Origin of the sequence: Streptomyces sp. NRRL WC-3618 (assembly GCF_001280005.1) — a bacterium.
In the GTDB taxonomy this organism is placed as follows: domain Bacteria; phylum Actinomycetota; class Actinomycetes; order Streptomycetales; family Streptomycetaceae; genus Streptomyces.
On sequence record NZ_LGDW01000450.1, the window covers coordinates 1 to 23,758 of the forward strand.

A 23,758-nucleotide genomic window follows, 5' to 3' on the forward strand; every position below is an offset into this window, starting at 1 on the left:
CCTCCCAGCCCCCCACCGCCTCCGGCGGCCAGCCGGCCGCTCCCTGCGGCGCCGGTGTCGCCACGGCACCAGAGCACGGAGGAGGAACGGCGTTCGTTCCGCGTGCTGGCGGACGTCGCGTGGGAGCGGCACAGCGCGGCGGTGAACAGGGCCCTTGCCGGGATGCCGACGTTGCGCGGGGCCGCCCAGGAAGCTGCCCGTGCCGATCTGATCGCCGTGCGGATGTACCTCCAGAACGGCGAAGGGCCTCTGAACCACAGGGAGTTGACACGGTCACTACGGGACGGGGATCCTCGGCTGCTGTCGTACGCCGCCTGCCTGGCCTCCGGACTTGGGCGGCTGCCCTCGTACCGGGGCGCGGTGCTGCGCGGTCCCGGCGGCGCGCCGGGGCACGGGGAACTGCGGCCGGGGACGGTACTGCGGGATCCGGCGCCGTTGAGCGGGCTGCCGTTGGACCCGGCCGGGAAGGACCAGGTGGCGGGCGTGGGCTACGCGATCTGGTCGATCACGGGCCGCCGGGTACGCCAACTGCTGGACTCCGGCGAGGAGATCGTCTTCACGCCCGGCACCCCGTTCAGAGTCCTCGACGTACGGACCGAGGGCGCCACCCCGCTGGTCCTGCTCCGCCAGCTCCCCGACATGACCACGACGACCGGAGTGCTGGAGGACGCCGACCACACGGCTCTGGAACGACTCCAGCACGCCCTGACGGACCGCACGTCACCGACCGAGGGCGAGTGGCCCGAACGGTGCTCGGGTCCGGCCGGCGAGCACTGACCCCCGGCCGGACCCGCCAACTACCCAACAACTAAACCCGAGTTGCCCCGGAGAGAATCTTCGGAACCTCCGAGGCAAAGCTGGGGACCTGATGGACGGACAACTTGTCCTGATGAGAGGAACGACTGGATGGGCGCACGAAAAGAGGGTGACGGGACGGCACCCGGAACCGCGAACGGATTGCCGCGTGTACGGGTGGCGGTCGCCCTGTCGGCCTCCGCGGAAGCCCCTGAGGGCGCGCTGACCCCGGGCGGCCGACCCACCACTCCGGAGCAGCGGACCACGTCCGCCGCCCCGGAGTCCACAACGGCCGCCACCGCCTCCACAGCCTCGGAGCCGACCGCGGTCCCGGCCCCAGCCACCGCCGCGCAACCGGAGGCCGAGACCAAGGCCGAAGCCGAGGCCACCGGGAGCGCTGCCGCCGCGACGGGCACCCAGAGCCAGGACCCCGAGGGGGCCATGCCCGCCGCCATGGCCGCTGCGGCGGCGGGTGGGACACCGCCCGAGAGCGACACCCACACGGCCCACACCGGACGTCCGAAGAAGCCGATGCTGGCCGGGGCGGCCATCGTCGGGGCCGTCCTGATCGCCGTACCCTTCCTGCTGATGTCCGGCGGAAAGGACGACGGGAAGAAGTCCGAAACCGTACAGAGCGTGTCCCAGCAGGACGCGTCCGACACCGTTCTGGGCGCGGACACCGCGAGCGAAACACCGGGGGACTACTCGACCGAGCACCCCTCGGCGCCCGCGAGCCCCAAGGAGTCCAAGCCCTCGGCCCCGCCGCACAGTCCTGCCGCCGTACCCCCGAAGCCGCAGGCCAAGCCCTCGCCCAGCGCGAAGAAGCCGTCGACGGTCAACCATTCCAAGCCCCGGTCGGCGAGCAAGCCGAAGACGCCGAAGAAGGCGAACCCGCCCAAGGCTCCGGTATGGACGCAGACGTCCGTCACCGCTACCAGCACGCTGGCCGTCGGTGAGTCCTGGACCACGAACCGGATCAGGCTGACCCAGCAGGAGGACGGCAACCTCGTGGTCTACAACGAGCACAACAAGCCGCTGTGGGCGAGCATGATGTTCGGCAAGAACCACAGGACCGTCTTCCAGGACGACGGCAACCTCGTCGTCTACAACAGCAGCCAACCCGTATGGGCTTCCAGGACCCAGAATCACCCGGGCGCCAAGCTGCTCCTGCGGCCCGACGGCAAGGTGGTCATCGTGGACAAGGGCACCGTGATCTGGTCCACCTGACCACCTGACCCGACACCTCACGCGACACCCACCGACCGCAAGCCCTGCCCGGCACCGTCCGGACAGGGCTTGCGGCATGGGCGGGACGACCGGCTGTCCGACTACGGCAACCCCCAGGCCTCTCCCCGCTCCCCCGGAGCCACCGGTCCGATCACCAGCTCGGGCCGCTCACCCACGTACAGGAGCACCTCTCGGCCCTCGGCCAGCTCGATCGTGAGCGTGCCGTCCTGCGCGGTGCTGGTGCGGGCCGGGGTGCCGTCGTCCAGCTCCGCCGTCACCGGGCCGCCGGTCAGGTCGTGGCGGAGGCACAGGGGCTCGCCGGCCAGGCTGCGTATCCGGACGAAACGGGTCGTGCCGGCCGTGCGGACCGCGCTGACCAGGAACGCGCCCTGGGTGCGGAAGTCGTGGAGGGTGACGTCCGGCCAGGTGGACGGGACTGCCGGGAAGACCCGTACGACGCCGCCCCAGCTCTGGCAGAGCATGTCGTGCAGGGACTGGGAGGCCGACAGGGGGGTCTCGATGACCGGACCGGCCTCCGTGTAGTGGGTGTTGGCCCGGCACGGGTAGCGCGTCGTGGGGTCGAAGAACTTCTTCAGGTAGGTCAGTGACGTGTCGCCGCGGCCCATCATCGCGTACAGCGACGCGGCGCCCGTGTAGCTGTAGCCGCGGTGGGCGCCGGTCAGCGCGTGCCAGTGGACGACCGACTTCTCGATCAGCTCGCGCTGCTCGGGCTGGTCCCAGTTCACCAGGTACAGCGGATACACCATCAGCAGGTGGGAGTAGTGGCGGTGGGACTGCGCGTACGGGGTGTCCGCGCCGATCATGAAGCCGTTGCCGTCCACGGGGTACGGCGTCAGCCTGGCCAGGGTCTCCTGCCAGCGGGGGGCGAGCGGGTCGTCGACGCCCAGTCGTTCCGCCGCCTCCAGGAGTGCGGTGCAGCCCCAACGGATGAGCGCCAGGTCGTAGTTGGTGTCCTGCGGTGGAACCACCGGGTACTCCGGGGAGAGGGTCGACGGGAGGTGCAGCCTGCCGTCGTCGCCTGGCTGAAGGAAGTGCAGGTAGTAGTTGACCGCCCGGCGGAGCAGGGGGAAGACGGTGTCCCGCAGCAGCTTCTCGTCCATGCTGTGGCGGTAGCTCAGCCACACGTTGTGCAGGGCCCAGGTCAGATCGCCCACCTCGGCGCCGGTGCCCGGACGGCCGACGCCCCGGTTGGCGTACATGTCGGAGCTGCGGCCCACTCCGGCACTGTCCGAGCGGTAGGCGGTGGGCACGTTCGCGGTCAGTTGTTCCTGGTTCTGGCGGACGGTGGTGGCCAGCGAGTCGAGTTCCAGGTGGTTGGAGCCGTGGATGAGCCAGTACTCCAGCTGGACGTTGAGGTTCCACCAGACCGCCGGCCAGGGCGTGGGTTCCAGCCAGGGGCCGCAGGTGGCCATGGGCGGGCCGCCCGCGACACTCGCGGACGCGACCTTGTAGAGCTGGATCCAGTGGAAGCTCTGCAACCGCTCGTCGGGGAACGAGACGAAGCTCTTGGGGTAGTACGCGTGCCAGTGCCGGGTGTGCGGGGTGCGCAGGGCTGCGTACGAGGCGGCGGTTCGGCGGATTCTGCTGAGCGAGGTGTCCCCCGCCCGCGTGTCCGACGGGTGGCTGTGGGCGACGGTGAGGACGAGGGTGTCGCCCGCGTGGCGGTATGCCGTCGCGGTCTGGCCGCCGCCGGTCAGGGGCTGGAGGACCTGTTCGATGTCACCGGTGGTCCGGGTGGTCCATGGCGGGTTCGGGACGTAGTCCGCCGGCGGGGCCTCACTGATCCTGCGGGGGCTGATCGCGTCCTCCGGGTGGAACGTCCAGTGGACCTCCTCGTCGCCGTCCGCCGTGACGCGGGCGGCGAGTACGCCGTCGTGGATGAGGGCGGCGAGGGTCAGGGTGCCCTTGTCCGTGGTGAACGTGCCGGTCAGTTCGGCGTTCCACAGGCTCAGGCGCCAGTTCACCCCGGTGATGGTGCCGACCGGGTCCAGGGTCAGGTGTCCCACGGGGAGCCGGCAGGTGCCCCAGCCGCTGCCCAACTCGGGGCGGTGGTCCTGGACTTCGCCGTGCTGAACGGTGAAGCGGACGGCGTTCGCGCCGGGTTCCCGGTAGATCATGCTGCCCAGCCGCCCGTCCCCCAGGAACGGGCCCTCGTGCCACAGCGTGGGCAGCCTGCGCCACAACAGGTCCTGTTCGCGCAGGAATCCGCTCCACGCGCTGTCCGAGTCCATGCGGTTGCGAAGCTTCCAGGGGGTGCGGGTGACAACGGCGGCGACGCCTGCCGGACCGGCGGATTCGGCCTGGGCGGCTTGGGCGGCCTGGGGCAGGGCTGCGAGTGCCGTACCGCCGAGTGCCGAGCCGAGCACTGCTCTACGAGAGGTCATGCGGGTGCCTCCAGGAGGGGGTGACCGGCTCACCGGGTCCAGTAGGTGAGGTTGCGGAAGCGGGCCTCGGCGCGTCCGGTGCCGTGGTGGTAGACGCCGTTCTTGAAGTGGCGGGTGGCGGGGCCCCGGTCCTCGGCGGTCAGCACCAACGCGTCGTCGAAGTAGACCTTGACGCTGCCGGCCGAGGCGTCGTGCGCGAGCTTGACGTTGAACCACGTGTCGTACGCGCCGGTCTTCAGGACCGTTCGGTCGAACGCCCGTACCGTGCCGCCGTTCGCGCTGTAGGCGTTGAGCATGAAGTCCGTGGCCGGGGTGCCGGCGGGGTGGCTCACGCGGAGGATCTGCACGAAGGTCGCGCCGTTCGTACCGGGCGGAAGGTACACGTCGGCGTCCCACATGTGCCGCCCGGACGTGTACTCCTGCCTCCAGCGCATCTCCGTGCGCGGGTCGGTGGAACTGCCCTGCGACAGGGGCTCGTCGGTGTCGTACACCCACATGCGGTGGATACCGGCGCTGTTGGCGTACCGGTCGCTCAGGTCGAGGTTCCACGGCTTGTGCATGCCGTACGTGAACGTCGTTCTCGTCCAGCCGTCCGTGGGGGACGCGGTGGGGGCCTCGGGAGAAGCGGAGGCCGTCGCCCGGGTGGTGGACCGGACGGCGCCCGAGGCGAGCAGGCCTCCGGCCGCCAGAACCGTACGCCTCGATAAAGACATGGGCATGCCAAATCGACCTTTCGCAGGGATCGGCGATTCATCGGACCTATCTCCCGACGGAGCATAGGACTAGACCAGACGGCGGTCAACGTTCCCGTCCGGACTCCCGTCTGGATTCATGTCTGAATTCTCGCCCGGTTCAAGCCCGACCGAAGATAGATCCGATGTACGGCGACTCCACGCCACCCCTGCTCAGCCACTCCCCTGCTCAGCCACTCCCGTGCCCAGCGACTGCCCTGCCCAGTTGCTCCCTTGCCCAGCTACTCCCCGCGCTGCCGGCCCACCGCCTCGTTACGACTGGAACTCGGTGGCCGCGTCCAGCAGCCAGTCAGCCAGATAGCCCGCGAAGGACGAGCGGACCAGCACCCAGAAGCCGGCCCGGGGTTCGTCCCGGGCGACCAGGACCACCTGGGTACGGCCCAGGGTCGTCTGGGCGCAGCGGCCGGCGCCGAAGGCGCGGGGATGCAGGTCCAGTGGGCAGCCGTGGGCCAGCAGGTCGCGGGCGCGGGGGCCCGTGACGAGCAGCGTGGTGCGCTGGGCGGAGACGTCGGTCACGGAGACCGGCTCCTCCCCCGCCGCCTCCCTGATCCGGCTCTCCAGGTCCCGTTCGCTGCCGGGCGGGCCGACGAGCAGCCACTCGTCGGGGCCCAGCCACAGGGCGACCAACTTCCCCGCGCGTACGACGGTGTTGGGCGCCAGAGGCAGCGGGAGGCCGAGGGCGAGTCCGACCGCGTCCGCCGCCGCCCCCTTGGCGTCGAGGCGCACGTCGAGCTGGGCCAGGAAGGGGAGTTCGGCCAGTCGGACCGCGCCCCGGGAGGCGCGGGTGGCGGCGGCCAGGCGGCCGGTCGCGTGCGACAGGGGGGACACGGGCGACCGGGACGTGTTGGTGTCAGCCATCTCGGCGGGCTCCCTCGGGGTCGTAGAGGACGGGGCTCGCGACGGTCACCGGGATCAGACGGTCGCGCGCGACGGCGTACAGCCGTTCACCGACGCGTTCCCGGCCGCCCTTGATCAGGGCGAGCGCGAAGGTCCGGCCCAGGGCGGCGCTGCGGTAGCTGGAGGTGACATGGCCGAGCATCGGGACGGGCGGCGCGGGCAGTTCGCTGTCGGCGACCAGTTGAGTGCCCTCGGGGAGGAAGGTGCCGGGGTCCTCCGGGAGCAGGCCGACCAGGTGCTTGCGGTCGGGGCGGACGGCGTCGGCACGGGCGTACGACCGCTTGCCGATGAAGTCCGGCTTCTTCTTCGACACCACCCAGCTCATACCGAGGTCCTGCGGGGTGACGGTGCCGTCGGTGTCCTGGCCGATGATCGGGTAGCCCTTCTCGGCACGCAGGACGTGCATGGTCTCCGTGCCGTACGGGGTGATGTTGTACGGGGTACCGGCCTCGTACAGCGCCTCCCAGAGGGCGCGGGCGTGCCACGGTGACACGTTGATCTCGTACGCCAGTTCGCCGGAGAAGCTGATCCGGCAGACGCGGGCCTCGATACCCGCGACCGTCGTCTCGCGCCACGCCATGAACGGGAAGTCGGCGTTGTCCACGGCCAGTTGGGGGGCCAGGGAGCCCAGTACGTCCCGCGAGCGCGGGCCGACGAGAGCCACCGTGGCCCACTGTTCGGTGACGGAGGTGCAGTGGACGCGCAGGTCCGGCCACTCGGTCTGGGACCACTCCTCCATCCAGTCCAGTACGGCGGCGGCGTTGCCCGTCGTCGTGGTGACCAGGAAGCGGTCGGGGGCTACGCGGATGACGGTGCCGTCGTCGAAGATCATGCCGTCCGGGCGGCACATCACGCCGTAGCGGATCATGCCGACCTTCAGGGTGCTCATCATGTTGGTGTAGAGCAGGTCGAGGAAGACGCCCGCGTCCGGGCCCTGTACGTCGATCTTGCCGAGGGTGGAGGCGTCCATGAAGGCCACGCTGTCGCGGGCGGCGGCGCACTCGCGCAGGACGGCCGCCTCCATGTCCTCGCCGGGCCGGGGGTAGTACCAGGGGCGCTTCCACTGGCCGACGTTCTCGAACAGCGCGCCGTGCTCGACGTGCCAGGCGTGCAGGGCGGTCGTCCGCACCGGGTCGTGCAGCGCACCCCGGTTGCGGCCCGCGAGGGTGGCGAAGGAGACGGGCGTGTACGGCGGGCGGAACGTGGTCGTGCCGAGGGCCGAGATGTCGACGCCGAGGAGCGCGGCGACGATGCCGCTGGCCAGCAGACCGGACGTCCTGCCCTGGTCGTTGGCGGTGCCCGCCGTCGTGTAGCGCTTCGTGTGCTCCACGGAGCGCATACCGGCGCCGGTGGCGCGGGCCAGGTCGTCCACGCTGACATCGCGTTGCAGGTCGACGAAGGAGTGGGTGTCGAAGGCGTCGGGGATGGCGTACACGTGCATGGGCGGCGTCTGGGGCTGCGCGGCCTGGTCGGGGACGGGCAGGTGGGGTGCCTCGGGGGCGTACCCCTCCGCCGCGAGTGCGCGCGAGGCCGCGTCCACGCCCTGTGCGAGGACCGAGGGCAGATCCAGGGCGCCGGTCGCGCTGCCCGCGACCTCGACCGACTGACGGCAGGTGTCGGGGACGAAGGTGCCGAGCGCCTGGTCGTACCGGAGCTTGCCGCCGGCCTGGCTGAACAGCTGCGCCACCGGGTTCCAGCCGCCGGAGACGAGAAGAAGGTCGGCGGCGAACTCCCGACGCCCGGCGGTTGTTCCGGCCTGGGTGAGCTCTCCCTCGTACGGGGCGACCGTCACGGCGCTCAGACGCGCGCCGCCTTCCGTGCCGACGACCGCGTGCCCGGCCAGCACCTCGATACCGGCCGCCGTCGCCCGCTCGGCCCACTTCCCCGGGTAGGGGCGGGTGTCGACGACCGCTGCCACGTCCACGCCCGCCGAGGCGAGGTCCAGTGCCGCCGCGTAGGCGCTGTCGTTCGTGGTGAACACGACCGCCCTGCGGCCGGGCAGGACACCGTGGCGATTGACGTACGTACGCGCCGAGGTGGCCAGCATCACTCCGGGGCGGTCGTTGTCCGCGAAGGCCAGCGAGCGTTCGTGGGCGCCGGTGGCGAGGACCACCCGGCGGGCGCGGATGCGCCAGACGCGTTCGCGGGAGACGTTCTCGGGGGCCGCCGCGCCGAGGTGGTTGGTGCGGCGTTCGACGGCGAGGAGGTGGTTGTCGTCGTAGTAGCCGAAGACGGTGGTGCGGGGCAGGACCCGTACGTCGGGTGCGGATTCCAGGCGGCCCATGGTCTCCGCCACCCAGTCGAGGTGTTCGGCCGTGCCCAGGAGGCTGCCGCCCGGCTCCGGGCGGTCGTCGGCGAGGATGACGCGGGCGCCGGTGCGGGCGGCGGCGGCTGCGGCCGCGAGACCTGCGGGGCCCGCGCCGACGATCAGCAGGTCGCAGTGGGCGTGTACGGCGTCGTAGCGGGCGGGGTCGGGGGTGGTGGCGAGGCGGCCCTGGCCGGGGAGGCTGGTTGCCACGAGGCCGTCGTACAGCTCCACCGTGGGGGCGGGGAGCATCGGTTCGGGGAACGGGGCCTCGATCTGGATGACGGCGTTGGGTTCTTCCACGCCGGCGGAGAAGATGCCTCGGGGGCGGCCGAGTTTGATGCTGGTGCCTGTGTGGATGATGCCGTTCGCGAGGAGGGCGGAGGCGAGGGTGTCGCCTTCGTAGCCGTGGTGTTCGGTGCCGTCGAAGGTGAACGTCAGAGTGCGGTCGCGGTTGACTCGGCCTCGGGTGGGGTGTCTGAACGGCTGGGTTTCTTTCCCCGCCCCGCCCCTTCCCGAAAGTTCTGGGGGCTCTGCCCCCAGGCCCCCGGTCGGCCCTGAAGGGGCCTCGTCCTCAAACTCCCCCAGAGGGGGGACCCCCAGACGGGCTGAGGGGGCGGGCCTGGGCTCAATAGTTGCCGAAGAGACTTCGGGTGCAGGCCAGCGCTGGGCAGCCGCCGTGTTCCTCGCATCCTCGATGACCGGGGCCTGCTCCCCAGCCCTGTAGACCGCCAGGATCTCGTTCGTCCCCGTGTCCCGTACGGCGTTGAACCAGCGGCGGCAGCCGGCCGCGTGGGTCCAGCGTTCGGCGAAGGGGCCCTTCGGGTTGTCGCGGAAGAACAGGTACCGGGCCCACTCCTCGTCGGTCAGTGCCGACGGGTTCTCCGGGTAGGCCACATGTGCCTGGCCGCCGTAGTGGAACTCGGCCTCGTCGCGGGGCCCGCACCACGGGCAGGGGATGAGCAGCATGTCGTTCGGCTCCCTTGAGGATCCCTAGTGGGCCACCGCGGCCGCGCCGTGCTCGTCCACGAGCGCGCCGGTGGTGAAACGGTCGAGCGAGAAGGGGGCGTTGAGGGCGTGGGGGGTGTCGTGGGCGATCGTGTGGGCGTAGACCCAGCCGACGCCCGGGGTGGCCTTGAAGCCGCCGGTCCCCCAGCCGCAGTTGAGGTAGAGGTTGTCCACCGGGGAGAGGCCGACGATCGGCGACGCGTCGGGACTCACGTCCACGATGCCTCCCCACGTACGGAGCACGTGCGCCCGCGCGAAGACCGGGAACAGTTCCAGGGCCGCCGCCATCTGCTCCTCGATGATGTGGAACGCCCCACGCTGCGTGTACGAGTTGTACGAGTCGATGCCCGCGCCCATCACCAGCTCGCCCTTGTGCGCCTGGCTGACGTACACGTGCACCGCGTTGGACATCACCACCGTCGGGTGCACCGGTTCGAGGAGTTCGGAGACCAGTGCCTGCAACGGGTGGCTCTGCAACGGGAGTTCGATGCCCGCCATCGCCGCCAGGACCGAGGTGTGGCCCGCCGAGCAGAGGGCCACCTTGCCCGCCGCGATCGGGCCCAGTGTCGTCTGGACCCCGACCACCCGGCCGGCGACCACGTCCAGGCCGGTCACCTCGCAGTTCTGGATGATGTCGACACCCGCCGCGTCCGCCGAGCGCGCCAGGCCCCACGCCACGTGGTCGTGCTTCGCGATGCCGGCGCGCGGCTGGTAGGTGCCGCCCAGCACCGGATAACGCACGTCCGGTGAGATGTTGACGATCGGGCAGACTTCCCTCACCTGCTCGGCGTCCAGCCACTCCGCGTCCACACCGTTCAGCCGGTTCGCCTCCACGCGGCGCACGCTGTCACGGACGTCCTGGAGGCTGTGGGCGAGGTTCAGCACACCCCGCTGGGAGAAGAGGATGGGGTAGTCGAGCTCCTCCTCCAGGCCCTCCCACAGCTTCAGGGCGTGCTCGTAGATGCCGGCGCTCTCGTCCCACAGGTAGTTGGAACGGATGATCGTGGTGTTACGGGCCATGTTCCCGCCCGCCAGCCACCCTTTCTCCAGCACGGCCACATTGGTGATGCCGTGGTTCTTCGCCAGGTAGTGCGCGGTGGCAAGCCCGTGCCCACCACCCCCCACGACGATCACGTCGTAAGAACGCTTCGGCTCAGGCGTACGCCACAACCAGTCGGGATGCTCCGGCAGTTCGGCACCGGGGGTACGGGGGCTCATCGCGCGTCTCCGTCTTCTACGGTGAGTGGATTGTGAGACCTGGGCCCTGATGAGGTCGGGTGCGCGCCAGCGCACCGACAGGGGCGCGGGGAACTGCGCGGACAACCCCCACCGGCCCGCAGGTTGATAACCGCCCCCCAAGCGGAGCGCCTACCCACGGAGACGGGACATCGTCGGATCGAACAGCGGCTCCTCGGCAACCACCGCCACCACCCGCTGATCGAAGTACCCGATGTGCAACGCCGTCCCGGGGACGGCCAGTTCGACCGGCAGCCAGGCATACGCGATGCCCTTCCCGATCGTGTACCCGTACGCGGCGCTCGTCACGTAACCGACGGCCCGCTCCCCCTCGTACACCGGCTCCTTGCCCATCACCACGGACCGGGGGTCCTCGATGGTCAGGCAGGTGAGCCTGCGCCGCACCTCGCCCTTACGGCGTTCCAGTGCCGCCTTCCCGACGAAGTCGCCCTTGTCGAGCTTCACCGCGAAGCCGACGCCGGCCTCGTACGGGTCGTGCTCGTACGTCATGTCGGTGCCGAAGGAGCGGTAACCCTTCTCCAGCCGGAGGCTGTTGAAGGCGCCCCGGCCCGCCGCGACGCCACCCAGCGGTTGCGCCGCCTGCCACAGGGTGTCCCAGAGCTTCTGGCCCTGGTCGGCGGTGGTGTACAGCTCCCAGCCGAGTTCGCCGACGTACGACAGGCGCATCGCCGTCACCGGGACGCTGCCGATGTAGGCGCGCTTGGCGCGGAAGTACTTCAGGCCGTCGTTCGAGAAGTCCTCATCGGTCAGGGGCTGGAGGACCTTGCGGGCCAGCGGCCCCCACAGGCCGATACAGCAGGTGCCGGGGGTGATGTCGCGGACCTGGACGGTGCCGTCGGCCGGGAGGTGGCGGGTGAACCAGTCGAGGTCGAGGTTGCCGTTGGCGCCGACCTGGAAGAGGTCGCGGCCGAGGCGGGCCACGGTGACGTCGCTGCGGATGCCGCCGTCATGGTCGAGAAGCAGGGTGTACGTCACCGAGCCGACCGACTTGGCGACCTTGCTGGTGGTGAGGCCCTCCAGGAAGTCGGCGGCGCCGGGGCCGGTCACCTCCAGACGTTTGAGGGCCGTCATGTCGTACATCGCGACCGTCTCGCGGGTCGCCTGGGCCTCGGCGCCGACGATCGGCGACCAGTACTGGGCCGCCCAGTCGCCCGGGGTGGGGATGGAACGGCCTGCCACGAGGGGCGCGTTGGCCTCGTACCACTGCGGGCGTTCCCAGCCGTTCGCCTCCAGGAAGAAGGCGCCCAGCTCCCGCTGGCGGGTGTGGAAGGGGCTGGTGCGGATCGGGCGGGGGTGCCCGGACGGCTGGAGCGGGTGCAGGATGTCGTAGACCTCGACGAAGTTCTGGCAGTCGCGGGCCAGGACGTACTCCGGGGACAGCTGGTGCGGCTCGAAGCGGTTGAGGTCGCACTCGTGCAGGTCGAAGGACGAGCAGAAACCGTCGACGAGCCACTCGGCCATCGCCCTGCCGACGCCCGCCGAGTGGGTGACCCACACCGCTTCGGCGACCCAGAAGCCCTTGACGTCCGGGGACTCGCCCAGCAGCGGGAAGTTGTCGGTGGTGAAGGAGAACAGGCCGTTGATGCCCTCCTCGACCTTCGCTTCCTGCGTGGCGGGCAGCAGGGACCGCGTCTCGGTCCAGGCGTCCGCGAAGTCGTCCTCGGTGAACTTCAGGACCGAGGGCATGGAGCCGGCCGCGTCGGCCTCGCCGAACGAGAGGATGTCGTCGGCCGAGACGGGCATCGGGCGGTGGCCGTAGTAGCCGATGCCGATGGCGTCGTAGCGGTCGCGGTAGTAGAGGTCGGCGTCCTGGTGGCGCAGGATCGGGCGGACCGCCTCCTCCCTCTGGCCCGCGAGGGCGGGGACCGGGCCGGTCCAGGCCAGTTGGTGGGCCAGGGGGGTGAGGGGGAGGTTCAGGCCGGCCATGCGGGCGATCTTCGGGCCCCAGATGCCGGCGCAGCACACGACGATGTCGGCCGGGATCTCGCCCTGGTCCGTGACGACGCCGGTGACGCGGCCGTCGGTCTGCTGGACGTCCAGCACCTCGTGGCGGGGCAGGAAGGTCACGCCTCGTTCGGTGGCCCGGCGGATCTGCGCCTCGACGGCGAGGACCGCCTTGGCGAGGCCGTCGGTGGGAACCAGGAGGCCGCCCAGGACGCGGTCGCGGTTGAGCAGCGGGTGCTGCTGCGCGCACTCGTCGGCGGTCAGCAGGCGGGACTCGATGCCCCAGGCGGTGATCCAGCCGTGGCGGCGGCGCAGTTCGGTGAGTCGCTCGGGGGTGGTGGCCACTTCGAGGCCGCCGACCTGGAGGAAGCAGGGCTTGCCGTCGACGTCCAGGGAGCAGAACTTCTCGACGGTGTAGCGGGCCAGCTCGGTCATCGTCTTCGACGAGTTCGTCTGGAAGACCAGGCCAGGGGCGTGCGACGACGATCCCCCGGTGGCGGGCAGCGGGCCCTGGTCGACCACGGTCACTTCGGTCCAGCCTCGTGCGGAGATCTCGTCGGCGAGTGCCGCGCCAACGACGCCCGCTCCGATGATGACCACTCGGGGTCCCGCCATCGCCGCACCTCCGGGTTGCTGTCTACGCAACATGACTCAGGTTGCGCAACTCAATGTGCCTGCCGTGCAGGTGGGTGTCAAGAGTTTCCGGGAGCCGGGGAGGAGGCTTGGCGTGCGTCTCGTCGGGTTGTCCGCCGGCTGACGCGACAACGGGGCCGCCGGCCTGCCCACCATCAGTTTCAGAAGGCGAAAGCGTCCACCGACTCCGTACGGGAGAGCACGGCTCCGCCCGAGGAGGAGCGAGGCCGCGCGCAGAGACGCCGGTGCCCTGGTTGCCGGGGAGGTGGCAACCAGGGCGAGGTGCGGGTCGGTCAGGGGATGGTTGGGCCGCGAGTGCCGGTGACCGAGTCCCCGGACTTCTTGACGTGGTACATGACCTTCTTGCCGCTGTAGAAGTCGAAGGTCAGTGTCACCAGTTCGCCGTCGCGCAGCGACTTCAGGAAATCGGGCTGCAGGACGATCGTGCCGTTCGGGTAGTCCGGCGAGAAGGTCGCGTTGAACTCCTGGTACACGGTCCAGGGCTTCGGGCCGGCGTAGCTGCCGTCGGGGTACCTGGCCTCCATGGTCGCCAGCACGTCACCCTTGTACTGCGTGGGGATCGTGAGCGCGTCGGTGTTGCCCGTGGCGTCGGACAGCGCCGGCTCGTCATAGGTGACCACCTCGATCTGCCAGGGCAGTCCGCGGGAGAACCGGGCCTGGAGCGTGGCGTTCACCCCGTAGTCGCGGTCACCCGACAGCCGGGTCAGCGCGCCGGCCGTGAGGACGAGCCGCGTCGTGTCGAAGAGGGTGTAGTCCCGTCCCTCGACGAGCTTGGTCTCACCGTGCCACAGGCCCCGGAACTTGGTCCCGTTCAGATTCAGGGTGACTCCCTTGGCCGTGATCGGCTCCTTCTTCTCCAAGAAGATCTTGTCGAAGGAGGCCGTCGCCGAACGGATGGTCCAGCTGGACTTGATCCACGCCATCAGCTCGGGATCCGTCCACTTCAGGGTCTCCCGGTTCAGGTAGGCGAAAGTACCGGGGTCCCACAGCGCGGTGGTGACTCCGGCGAGGCGCGTCGCGTGTCCGAGGTGCTCGTAGTACTTCAGTGCCTCGCCCCGCTCGACGCGGGAAGGATGGTTGTGGTCGGGGTAGCCGAGCAGGCCCAACTCACCGACGTAGACGGGGATGCCCCTGGCGACGAAGGTGTCGCGCATGCGGGCGAAGGCATCGTTGAGGTCGATCTGGGCGGCTTCGTCGTAGTGGGTGCCGCCCGCCATGTTCACGCTGAACGGGTACCAGCTGTAGAAGTGCACGGTGGCGACCAGATTGCGGTCCTTCAGCTTCCGGATCGTGGCGGACAGGTCGTCCATGAGGCGCTGGCTAGGTGTGCACCAAACCGTGGGGAGGACGAGCAGTCGGTTCGCGTTGCTGCCGCCGGAGGAACGGACGATCTTGTGGAAGGAGACGTTGAGCTCGTCGAGGAGCTTGGTCTTCTGGGCGTCCGTGGCGTCGTCGAACACAGGCTCGTTGACACTCTCGAAGAGCAGGGTGCGCGGAGCGTCCCGGAATCTCTCGGCTATCTGGGTCCACAGCGAGTTGAAGCGGGCGAGCACCGTGTCGTGGTCGGCGGGCATCTTCGAGAGCCACTGCCACGAGTCGTGGTGAATGTTGAGCACGACGTACAGGTCCTCGGCGAGCGCCCAGTCGACCACCTGCTTGACGCGGCTCATATACGCGTCGGCGACGGTGTAGGGCGCGGTGGCGGACTGGTGTGCGCTCCAGGTCACCGGGATGCGGACGCTGCGGAAGCCCTCCGCCCGGATGGTCTTGAACAGCTCCCTGGTGGCCTTGGGGTTGCCCCAGGACGTCTCGTCCGGAATCGCGTCCAGGGTGTTGCCCAGGTTCCAGCTGGGCTGCATCGCGGCGACGGCGTCCATGGCACGGGCCGGGACCTTGACTGCGGAGGCTGCCTGCTGCGGCGTGCCGCCGGGCGAGGCGATCGCGGTGCTGCCGGACAGTCCCAGGACGACGAGCAGCGCCATCAGAAGGCCGGCCAGGCGGCCGGGGCCTCGTCCGCGATGGTGTGCGGGGTGCCGTATGCCCTTCATGTGTCATGCCTTTCGGTCGGTCGTACGGGTGATCCGATGCGTGGTTTCGGGCAGCGCACAGGCGCCACCGTCGGCCACGTCTGTCCCTGTCAGCAGAAGGGAGGCAGAGGGGGGAGGGTTCAGGGAGCGTCGGGGGCCGTGGGAGTGATGCGCAGGAGGACGGCGGACGGCGCGGTGGGCAGGGTCAGGCTCAGTTCGGCCGTGTCGGGCATCCAGGAGGAAACGGCCCGGCTGACCGAGGGGTAGAGCACGTCGACACGGGCGGCGGTGGCCCGAAGGTGGGGCAGGTGAAGCGTCGCCGTGGCGTCGGTTCCGGGGCGGCGCCAGGCCGTGAGGTAGGTGGTGGCGGGAGTGCGCAGGGCCAGCGCGAGCCAGGGGTCGTCCCAGGCGGGAAGGCCCAGCGGCCAGGACGGCACCGCTTGCGGCAGGTCGGCGCGGATGCCCTTGTACGCCGCCACCGCCTCGTGGACCAGAGCGCGGGCCTCCGGCCCGAGTTCGGGAATGCGGCCGGAGAGATGGATCCGGCCGAGGAGCGCGTTGGCCATGGTGAAGGCCACCTCGTCGAGGGAGTCCTCCGGCTGGGGGTACGCCCAGACAGCGCCCTGTTCGGGGGTGACGGCGGTGGGTGCGGAGGCCGCGATGGGGGCGTACAGCTGGAGGTTCTGCTGGTCGCTGGTGGACTGCAGCTGCAGCCGGGACAGCAGGGCGTCGTCCCAGCGCATGCCGCCGGAGGCGCAGTTCTCCACCACCAGATGCGGATAGCGGTCCAGGATGCCGTCGAGCCAGTCGAGATGCGCCCGGTTGTGGCCGAGCAGTCCGGCGCCCGGCGTCTCGCCGGGGTGGGCGCTGGTGCCGGAGCCGGGGTCGATGTTGTGGTCGAGTTTGAGGTAGCCGACGCCCCACTCGCCGACCAGGCGGTCCACGACCTGGTCCAGGTGGGCGCGGGCGGCGGGGTGGCGCAGGTCCAGGTGGTGCCGGCCGTTCTCCGTGACGCGGACGCCGTCGCGGCGGAAGAACGCCTCGTCGGGCAGGGACTTGGCCATGGGGCTGCGGACGCCGACCACCTCCGGCTCCAGCCACAGGCCGGGCACCATGCCGCGCTCCCGGATCCGGTCCAGCACCTCGTGGAGCCCGCGTTCCCCGGGGAACCGGGAGGCAGAGGCCTCCCAAGCGCCGACGCTGTCCCACCAGCCGTCGTTGTCGCCGTCGTACCAGCCGGCGTCGATGACGAAGTACTCCGCGCCCGCGTCGGCCGCCGCGTCGATGTGCGGCAGCAGCTTCTCGGTCGTGGGGTCGCCCATCAGGCAGTTCATGTAGTCGTTGAAGATGACGGGCAGGCCCTGGTGGTCGGTGTGCGGCCGGCGCTGGGCGCGGCGGTAGCGGGTCAGCGCGGCGAATGCGGCGTCGGGGCCTCCGCCGTCGCTGAAGGCGAGCGCGGCGGGTACGGTGCGGAAGGCGGCGCCGGGTTCAAGGGAGTGCCGCCAGCTGTGGTGGATGTCGGTGGGTCCGAACAGTGCCGCGTAGGCCGCCCTGTCGTGCTCCTCGCATTCCCAGCGCCACCCCCCGCCGTTGTGCTCGATCTGCCACACCCACGTACGGCCGGTACGCCGGTCCGTCAGGCCGCCCATGGGGAGGTGTCCGCAGCTGGACCAGGTGCGCTGTCCGTTCAGGGCGAGGCCGGCTTCGCCGTGCCCGTTGCTCACGCTTCCGCTGTCGACCGGTGTGGTCCGGCGCATCGGCTGTCGTTGCCAGCGGCATTCGGTGGTCCAGCCGTTCTCCGCCCGCAGCAGGTCCGTGGCGTCGATGGCCGCCGGGTCCTGCGGGGTGAGGCAGCCCACCACGAGCGAGCTGATCGACTCCAGATGCAGCGTGCTCTGCCCTTCGTTTCGCAGGGTCACCTCGCTGCGGAGCACGGGGATGCCGTCCGGTGATCGGTAGGTCACCTCCGCGGCCAGCCCGGTTTCGGGATCGTGGAGATGCACGGTCAGGGTGTGCCAGTCGCCGTCGCGGGTCACGTGGTGACTCCGGTGGCGCAGACGCCCGCCGAGATCGGTGCCCACGAGTCGGTCGCCCGACCAGCCACGCCCGTGACCCGTGGCCGTCACCTCCACCAGGGGCAGAGACGCCCCGGCGGGTTTCTCCGCCTCGCCGGGCAGCCCGAGGTGTGTCAGGCGCGGGCTGCCGTCGTCGAGGAGGATCTCGAGCTGGAGGGCCCCGTGCCCCCAACGGATGGTCCTCTGTTCCTTGGTCATGGTGGCCCTTTCGAGTCAGTGCCCGCGCAGGACGGCGCAGCCACCGGGCGGGATTTCGTGTGCGACTTCACCGGTCAGCAGGTCGTGGGCGGGCTCCGGCAGAGGCATGGCATCGGTGCCGTGGTCGATCGCGAGGGCGGGGTGGTCGCCGTAGCGTTCGGCGAGCACCGCGGCGATCCGACGGGCCGCGTTCCGGTACGCGGGCGCGGTGAGGCAGTAGGTGTCCCGGCCGCCGTGGACGAGACGGGGGGCGTCGGGCCGGACCGTCAAGGCCGCACAGGCGGTCGGTGCTGCTGCGAGTCGTCATGACGGTTCCTCGGGTACGGAGAGTCCAGTCCTGCTCTGTCGGCCCGTCAGGGCCGGTGATCACTCGACCGGGAGTGCTGCGCTGACGAAGCTTCTGCGGTTCGACTCATGCCTCATGGCGACGGCCTTCCTAGCTGTCGAAGCGCTTCACTTCCAGGCGAAAGTTAACGGAGAAGTTTCGTATGAAACAAGGGTGCCTACCGCGAGAAACTTTCTCCTGCTGGTGCGTTGACAGTCCGCCGGACGGAATGGCATCGTCGAAGCGCTTCGACATCCCTGCTCCAGGGTCAACTTCACCCGCGACTTTCGGGGGTGCGTCGTGGGCTTGTCGTGGGGCGCGGAGTGTCGCCGGGCTGCTCGAACGGCTCACGTGGCGACGAGCCGATGGTCCACTGGTGGATGACCATGGCCATGACCCCCCGCTCGGCCCGGCCGCACCGCGGGCAGGCATGGGACGGCTCCTGAAGCGGACGAGACAGAGTTTCGAGAACAGTTCCGCTCAATAGCGTGGTTTTGTCCGTTCCGGCAGACGCCCGGTCACCACGTCGGCGGGTCCGCCGGCTTGGCTCGCTGCGGGTGGACCGTCTCGTGCCGGACCAGCATCGCCACGCACTCGGCGATCTTCCGGGTGCGCGTCTCGGTGCGCTTGACAGCATTGACCCGGCTGATGAGGGCGAAGCGGTTGGTCTTGGTGAGCACCTCGAACATCGCCTGCGCCGCTGGGTCGGCGGCGATCGCGGCTCGCAGGTCGGCCGACACCTCCGCTTCCGATGACGGCGCATAGGCGGCCGTCCACCGCCCGTCGGCCTTTGCGGCGTCCACCGCGGCGCAGCCGGCGGGCAGCATCAGGCCGGCCGCATCCAACCGGGCCACGTTGGCGACGTTGCGCTGGGACCAGACGCTGCGGGGCCGGCGCGGGGGCGTTCCGGGTCGGCGCAGGCAACGACCAGCGCGTCTTCACCCGATGGCGTCCCCGCCGCTGACCGACCACCAGAAGGCGGAGGACCCCGGCGAACACTTCTCGCCGGGGTCCTCCGTTCTCAAGATCAATCTCACCGATAACCGCTGTACCGATGTCCCGAGGCCGTTCACCGGCTACGTCACAGTGCGCTGACGCACGACGCGGCCGATGCTGCTGGCCCGCTCACGCCACGCCTCCGTCCGCTCCCTGGAGCGATACGCCCGCCCCGGCGTCGACGCGGTCGCCCGACACGTCGCCGAACGCGACCCCGCTGCACGCCGCCGCACGTAAATCCGAGCAGATCAGGGCTTCAAGATCACCCCGTTGCCCCTTTGGCGCGTATCTCGGAACCTCCCTGTACGAGCGTCTCGACCGGCTCCAGGGTCTTCCGCATTCCCAACCACCTCTCCCACTGGTCAGGCAATTGCGACTGGGCCGCCGGGCGTGCATCCCGGCGGCCCGTCCGGTCGCACTCAGCTTCCGAACGCCCATGCCAGGACGGCGGTGGTGGTTGCAGCGAGGGCCGCTACCGCGCTCCAGATCACGGACGTGCGGTGCCAGAACGGTGGACCGGCGTCCGGCTCGGCGACGGCGGGCGCGGCGATCTCGCTCCGCGATCCGTGGTCGGCGCTTGCGATCGTGGTCTCCACGACCAGCAGTGCCGAGCCCTTGACCGTGATGCTGACGGCGGCTGCATGAGGCGCGACGCGCGGGTTACGGTTGTCAGTCAAGTGGTTCTCCGTTCGGGACTGCTTGGGCCGAGGCCGGGCCTGTTCAAGGGGTGCCTCCTCGGGTGTTCGATGCGCCGGGGGTCGCAGTGGCGCTGCGGCCCCCGACGTGCGGAATCGGTTTCCGGTGTGTCGTTCGTGTGCGGTCGCTGCCGACGTCGCCGTTCCCTGCCCGTACGGTGGCCCTCGCGCAGTCGTGACGGACGGTGGCCGAGGGGTGCCGAGCCCTGCCCGGGAGCTCACCATGACAACTGATCGTCACTGGTGCGCAGGCTGAGTCTTCTCGCCAAACGCCCTTTGGCCTGCCGCTCGTAGTAGCGAACGGTCGCCGGGCTGACTCCGAGCAGTTGGGAGATCTGCTCGGTGCCGTAGCCCAATACGTACCGCAGCACGATCACGTCGAACTGACGCTCCGGCAGCTCCGCGATGGCGCTGAAGAGGCCGAGATCGCTGGTCATTCCGTCGAGGGTGGCCCGGGCGTTCCGCATGGCCTGTGCCACCACATGGTCCCGTGAGGCGATGCCGGCCCGCTCGGCCACACTGTGCCGCAACACCTTCCAGGCGTAGGCAGCGGGCTCCGAGTGCCTCAGGAAGACCCCCCACTCGCTCAGGATGGTGAGAAAGGCGCCGTGTACCGCCTCCTCGGCCAGTTCCTCGCGCAGATGCAGGCGGGCGTACTCGGTGTAGGCCTTCGCGTTCATCAGGAAGAACGCCTGGAAATCGAGCGGTAGTTCGACCGCCTGCTCACTCCTGACGTCAGAGGGCACAAGCGTCGCGACCGGTGCCGATCCGGGGTGCGCCTGCGGGTCGTTCCGTGCGGGCTGGACGCCTGGCGTCTGCGGCATCCCGGCCGTGCTCGGGGGCTGTCGATGCGCGAATCCCCCGCCCTTCCGGGCGATCGGTTCCGGGCAGGGGCTGCTTCCGGCGGGCCTTCCTGTCTCTGTGCTGTTGCACCCGGCGACGGGGCGCACGTCCTCCGCAGCCAGTGTCATGAGGATCGCCTTCGGCGCGGGCAACTCGTGAGCCGTGCCGTTGGGCGGCTCATGCCGTTCGGTCAGCCTCTTCACCACCGCCTCGGACGCCGATAACGCGTGGAGGAGGGTCTCGCAGCGCTCATCCAAAGCGTCCCGCTCGGCGCGCAGCGCGGCGAGTTCCATGGTCATCACGCTCAGGGCGCGATGTAGTTCGACCACGTTATCCGGCCGCAAGCCACGGCCGGGGTTCCTCCTAGCACCGTGAACCGGTGGGGTGGACTGCGGCAGTGCCATCGGGGTCGGTGCGGCGGGCGCAGTACCCACCCCGTCGGGGCGAAACCGGCCGCCGCCGTTGAGGATCTGACGTGCCTGCCGTGCCCTGGCCGGCGCGTCCGCGGCGGAAAAGCAGACCGCGGCCACGGCATCGACGAACTCGCCGGTGAGATTGAGCCCGGCCAGACGGTCGGCGACCGTCGCCCGGCTCGGCACCGGCCCCTTGCCGACGGACCCGTCAGCCATTGCCGAGTGCAGGGCCCTCACAGTCAGGTCTGCCTCATCCATCCACGTACGCACCAAGTCCGCAGCTTGGTTCTCCTGTGGACTGGTGCCCTTTAGAGGGCCCCAAGGCCGAGTCCGCCGCCCTGCCATCCACTCCTCCTCGCACTCACCGGGAGCACAAGTCTGGAGAAGAATAGAGATGTCTACGAGTTGTCCAGCAAGATTGCCAGACAACCTGAGCAGCCTTGAGGCAGTTTTCGTGTGATGGGCGGGGATCGCGTCCGGCGTGCCGTCGAGGTGGCGGGTGTCGGCGCAGCGACTCAGCATGGCCGCGACGCTACTGAGCCGCTCACGGCCACCGCACCATTCCCCGAGATCACCCCAGATCAGAGGGCTACCGCGCGGCGTGGCATTGTCGCCTCGGCGAGAACTACTGGGACACAACGCCGATGCTGTTGGCCTGCTCCGCCACACCTCCGGACGGTCGCTGGAGAGGTACGCTCGCCCGGGCGTCCACGCGGTCGCCCAGCATGTTGCCGAGCGCGACGCCAAGCTCGACCGCATCGAGGAAGTCCTGGACCGCTTCCGGGACCGGGTCTTTGCGTTCGACGAGTTCGGCCCGCTCGGGATTCGGCCCACCGCGGGCTCGGGCTGGGCCGAGCAAGGGCGTCCCGACCGGCTGCCGGCCACTTACCACCGCACCCACGGAGTCCGGTACTTCCACGGCTGCTACTCGGTCGGCGACGACACGTTGTGGGGCGTGAACCGCCGCAAGAAGGGAGCCGTGAACACACTGGCCGCGCTGAAGTCGATCCGCGCTGCCCGGCCCGACGGCGCACCGATCTACGTGATCCTGGACAACCTGTCCGACACAAGGGCACCGACATCCGACGCTGGGCGAAGAAACACAAGGTCGAGCTGTGCTTCACCCGACCTACGCCTCGTCAACCCGATCGAAGCGCACTTCGGACCGCTGCGGCAGTTCACCATCGCCAACTCCCACCACCCCAACCACACCGTTCAGACCCGGACCCTGCACGCCTATCTCCGCTGGCGCAACGCCAACGCCCGCCACCGAGACGTCCTGGCCGCCGAACGCAAGGGAACGCGCCCGCATCCGCAGCGAGAAAGGCATCCGCTGGGGCGGTCGACCCGCTCTCGCCGCATGATCAGACAACATGGCGAGCGTTCCAGGTCACAGCACCACCTCCACCGCGAATCTGTCTGGGCTACTTGACCAGCCGGAAGGCGGGGTGCCCGAGCCAGGCCCGCAGGAACTCCGCCGATCCCAGCGCCATCCAGTCGTCGCCCGCGATCCCCAACACCCCCGGAAGGCCAGCGACGACCGACGCCTGTCCATCCAGCAGGTCGACATTGACCACGCCCCCGATGACGTCCATGACAGCGGCGGTCAGCAGGGCCGTGGCCACGTGGTCGATCTCGCGATTGCAGCAGGCGCTGACATGGACGGCATGGGTCGGTCTGAAGCCGAGGATGGCCTCCACCTCGGGCTCGTCCTCGTGCTCAGCCTCCAAGGTGCTCTCGTCGCCGACCCCCGGCCCCATCCGAACGTGAAAACGGCCACCGGACTGGCGGTTACAGCCTGTGGAGCGCAGGTAGGACCAGGACTCGTCCCGGCACAGCTCGGCGAAGCAGGAAGCCACGGATTCTCTCCCGAACCCCGTGCCGCATAGCGGCACGGGGACAGGACAGAGGGCCAGAATCCCCGGGCTTCAGCCCGAGGAGCAGGTCAATTGACCCAGGCGTCCACCTTCGCCTTGTTGGCGTCAACCCACTTCTTCGCCGCCGCCTCAGGCGTCATCTTGTCCTCGGCGATGTACTTGGCCACGGTGTTCTGGTCGTCGTTCGTCCAGCTGAAGTTCTTGACCAGGTCATACGCGGGACTGCCCGACTTGGCGAACTTCGCACTGACGATCTTGTCGAGCTTGTACACGGGGTAGTCACACGCGATCTTCTCCGCGTCCGCGTCACAACCCGCCTTGTACTCGGGCAGCTTGACCTTGACGAGGGGCACCTCGGACATGAACCACTGGGGCTCGTAGAAGTACCCGATCACCCATTCCTTGTTCTTCTCCGCCTTGCGGAAGGACTGGATGAGCGCGGTCTCACTCCCCGCGTACACCACCTTGAAGTCCAGCTTCAGGTTCTTCACCAGCGCCTCGTCGTTGGTGACGAACGACGGGTCACCATCGAGAAGCTGACCCTTGCCCCCCGACTCGGAGGTCTTGAACTTCGCCGCGTACTTGTCGAGGTTGTTCCAGTCGAGGATGTCCGGGTGGGCCTTCGCGAGCCACGGCGGTACGTACCAGCCGATCAACCCTTCGTTGCCGGTCGCGCCGGCCTCGACAGCCGTCTTCTGGTCGGTGATGTACTTCTTCCGCAGGTCGTCGTGGCCCCAGTTCTCGATGACAGCGTCGACCTCGCCCGTGCCGAACCCCTGCCAGGCGATCTCTTCCTTCAGGTCCTTCTTGGTGACCTTGCACCCGAGGTTGTGCTCCGCGACGTACGCGACGACCGCCGCGTTCGCCTCGTAGCCGACCCACGGGTTGACCGCGAGGTTGAACGTGCCGCACTTCCCGGAGGACCCGCCGGACCCGCCGGAGCTGCCGGAGCCCGCGGAGGTGTCGCCGACCTTCGCGCCGCCGCAGGCGGTGAGGGTGAGGGCGAGGACGGCCATGCCGGCCGCGCCGGCTCTCCACTGTGTTGCTTGCCTTGCCATGGTGGTA

The 23,758-nt window shown here is 69.7% G+C and carries 16 protein-coding genes and 2 pseudogenes; 4 read left to right on the forward strand and 14 right to left on the reverse strand.

Annotated elements, in window-relative coordinates:
- Both ADL01_RS30560 and ADL01_RS30565 read left to right on the forward strand, forming a co-directional pair.
- Positions 1-777: pseudogene (locus ADL01_RS30560) on the forward strand (hypothetical protein); the annotation flags it as partial.
- 129 nt (positions 778-906) lie between these two features.
- Entirely contained in the window at positions 907-2,022 is a 1,116-nt protein-coding gene (locus ADL01_RS30565; RefSeq protein ID WP_159049687.1) for a mannose-binding protein, read from the forward strand.
- Between the two features lie 101 nt (positions 2,023-2,123).
- Here ADL01_RS30565 and ADL01_RS30570 read toward each other — a convergent pair whose 3' ends face one another.
- The 10 genes from ADL01_RS30570 to ADL01_RS30615 all read right to left on the reverse strand — a co-directional run bounded on the left by ADL01_RS30570 (position 2,124) and on the right by ADL01_RS30615 (position 18,723).
- Entirely contained in the window at positions 2,124-4,427 is a 2,304-nt protein-coding gene (locus ADL01_RS30570) for a glycosyl hydrolase family 95 catalytic domain-containing protein (RefSeq protein ID WP_199834969.1), read from the reverse strand.
- A gap of 29 nt (positions 4,428-4,456) precedes the next feature.
- Positions 4,457-5,146 (reverse strand): cinnamyl-alcohol dehydrogenase, encoded by a 690-nt coding sequence (locus ADL01_RS30575; RefSeq protein WP_053745251.1) that lies wholly within the window; start codon positions 5,144-5,146, stop codon positions 4,457-4,459.
- A gap of 285 nt (positions 5,147-5,431) precedes the next feature.
- On the reverse strand, positions 5,432-6,037 hold the full coding sequence (locus tag ADL01_RS30580) for a sarcosine oxidase subunit gamma (RefSeq protein WP_053745252.1): 606 nt from the start codon (positions 6,035-6,037) through the stop codon (positions 5,432-5,434).
- A complete protein-coding gene (locus ADL01_RS30585) occupies positions 6,030-9,350 on the reverse strand; it encodes a sarcosine oxidase subunit alpha family protein (RefSeq protein WP_053745253.1) in 3,321 nt (1,106 codons plus the stop codon). Before ADL01_RS30585 ends, ADL01_RS30580 begins: the two co-directional genes overlap by 8 nt.
- 24 nt (positions 9,351-9,374) lie before the next feature.
- Entirely contained in the window at positions 9,375-10,607 is a 1,233-nt protein-coding gene (locus ADL01_RS30590; RefSeq protein WP_053745254.1) for a sarcosine oxidase subunit beta family protein, read from the reverse strand.
- A gap of 150 nt (positions 10,608-10,757) precedes the next feature.
- Positions 10,758-13,205: a GcvT family protein gene (locus ADL01_RS30595; RefSeq protein ID WP_053745255.1), complete on the reverse strand. Its 2,448-nt coding sequence runs from the start codon at positions 13,203-13,205 to the stop codon at positions 10,758-10,760.
- A 311-nt stretch (positions 13,206-13,516) separates the two neighbouring features.
- On the reverse strand, positions 13,517-15,292 hold the full coding sequence (locus ADL01_RS30600) for a cellulase family glycosylhydrolase (RefSeq protein ID WP_053745256.1): 1,776 nt from the start codon (positions 15,290-15,292) through the stop codon (positions 13,517-13,519).
- Positions 15,293-15,411: 119 nt separating this feature from the next.
- Entirely contained in the window at positions 15,412-17,544 is a 2,133-nt protein-coding gene (locus ADL01_RS30605; protein ID WP_053745257.1) for an alpha-galactosidase, read from the reverse strand.
- Positions 17,545-17,559: 15 nt separating this feature from the next.
- Positions 17,560-17,814, reverse strand: coding sequence for a beta-galactosidase (locus tag ADL01_RS47575; RefSeq protein WP_053745258.1), 255 nt, complete (start codon positions 17,812-17,814; stop codon positions 17,560-17,562).
- Positions 17,815-18,387: 573 nt separating this feature from the next.
- Positions 18,388-18,723, reverse strand: a complete 336-nt coding sequence (locus ADL01_RS30615) for a YdeI/OmpD-associated family protein (RefSeq protein WP_234354852.1) — start codon at positions 18,721-18,723, stop codon at positions 18,388-18,390.
- 256 nt (positions 18,724-18,979) lie between these two features.
- Between ADL01_RS30615 and ADL01_RS45525 the strand changes: the two genes are divergently transcribed.
- Positions 18,980-19,102 carry a hypothetical protein gene (locus tag ADL01_RS45525; RefSeq protein WP_053745259.1) on the forward strand — a complete coding sequence of 41 codons (123 nt, stop codon included), beginning with the start codon at positions 18,980-18,982 and terminating at the stop codon, positions 19,100-19,102.
- Between the two features lie 182 nt (positions 19,103-19,284).
- Here ADL01_RS45525 and ADL01_RS30625 read toward each other — a convergent pair whose 3' ends face one another.
- Both ADL01_RS30625 and ADL01_RS44935 read right to left on the reverse strand, forming a co-directional pair.
- Positions 19,285-19,542, reverse strand: coding sequence for a hypothetical protein (locus tag ADL01_RS30625; RefSeq protein ID WP_053745260.1), 258 nt, complete (start codon positions 19,540-19,542; stop codon positions 19,285-19,287).
- 236 nt (positions 19,543-19,778) lie between these two features.
- The gene (locus tag ADL01_RS44935) at positions 19,779-21,086 is read right to left on the reverse strand and encodes a sigma-70 family RNA polymerase sigma factor (RefSeq protein WP_234354853.1); all 1,308 of its coding nucleotides are present in this window, start codon (positions 21,084-21,086) and stop codon (positions 19,779-19,781) included.
- Positions 21,087-21,549: 463 nt separating this feature from the next.
- Between ADL01_RS44935 and ADL01_RS46790 the strand changes: the two are divergent.
- Positions 21,550-22,180 (forward strand): annotated as a pseudogene (locus tag ADL01_RS46790) (transposase); the annotation flags it as partial.
- A gap of 60 nt (positions 22,181-22,240) precedes the next feature.
- On the opposite strand, the gene ADL01_RS44940 reads toward ADL01_RS46790, so the two are convergent.
- Together ADL01_RS44940 and ADL01_RS30645 are read right to left on the reverse strand one after the other, a co-directional pair.
- On the reverse strand, positions 22,241-22,675 hold the full coding sequence (locus ADL01_RS44940) for a DUF6368 family protein (RefSeq protein ID WP_053745262.1): 435 nt from the start codon (positions 22,673-22,675) through the stop codon (positions 22,241-22,243).
- A gap of 86 nt (positions 22,676-22,761) precedes the next feature.
- The gene (locus ADL01_RS30645; RefSeq protein ID WP_053745263.1) at positions 22,762-23,751 is read right to left on the reverse strand and encodes an ABC transporter substrate-binding protein; all 990 of its coding nucleotides are present in this window, start codon (positions 23,749-23,751) and stop codon (positions 22,762-22,764) included.
- Positions 23,752-23,758 lie beyond the last annotated feature (7 nt).

Coding starts and splice junctions, on each gene's coding strand:
- ADL01_RS30565 (WP_159049687.1), top strand. CDS start 907: ATGGGCGCACGAAAAGAGGGTGACGGGACGGCACCCGGAACCGCGAAC.
- ADL01_RS30570 (WP_199834969.1), bottom strand. CDS start 4,427: ATGACCTCTCGTAGAGCAGTGCTCGGCTCGGCACTCGGCGGTACGGCA.
- ADL01_RS30575 (WP_053745251.1), bottom strand. CDS start 5,146: ATGCCCATGTCTTTATCGAGGCGTACGGTTCTGGCGGCCGGAGGCCTG.
- ADL01_RS30580 (WP_053745252.1), bottom strand. CDS start 6,037: ATGGCTGACACCAACACGTCCCGGTCGCCCGTGTCCCCCCTGTCGCAC.
- ADL01_RS30585 (WP_053745253.1), bottom strand. CDS start 9,350: ATGCTGCTCATCCCCTGCCCGTGGTGCGGGCCCCGCGACGAGGCCGAG.
- ADL01_RS30590 (WP_053745254.1), bottom strand. CDS start 10,607: ATGAGCCCCCGTACCCCCGGTGCCGAACTGCCGGAGCATCCCGACTGG.
- ADL01_RS30595 (WP_053745255.1), bottom strand. CDS start 13,205: ATGGCGGGACCCCGAGTGGTCATCATCGGAGCGGGCGTCGTTGGCGCG.
- ADL01_RS30600 (WP_053745256.1), bottom strand. CDS start 15,292: ATGAAGGGCATACGGCACCCCGCACACCATCGCGGACGAGGCCCCGGC.
- ADL01_RS30605 (WP_053745257.1), bottom strand. CDS start 17,544: ATGACCAAGGAACAGAGGACCATCCGTTGGGGGCACGGGGCCCTCCAG.
- ADL01_RS45525 (WP_053745259.1), top strand. CDS start 18,980: ATGCTGCTGGCCCGCTCACGCCACGCCTCCGTCCGCTCCCTGGAGCGA.
- ADL01_RS30645 (WP_053745263.1), bottom strand. CDS start 23,751: ATGGCAAGGCAAGCAACACAGTGGAGAGCCGGCGCGGCCGGCATGGCC.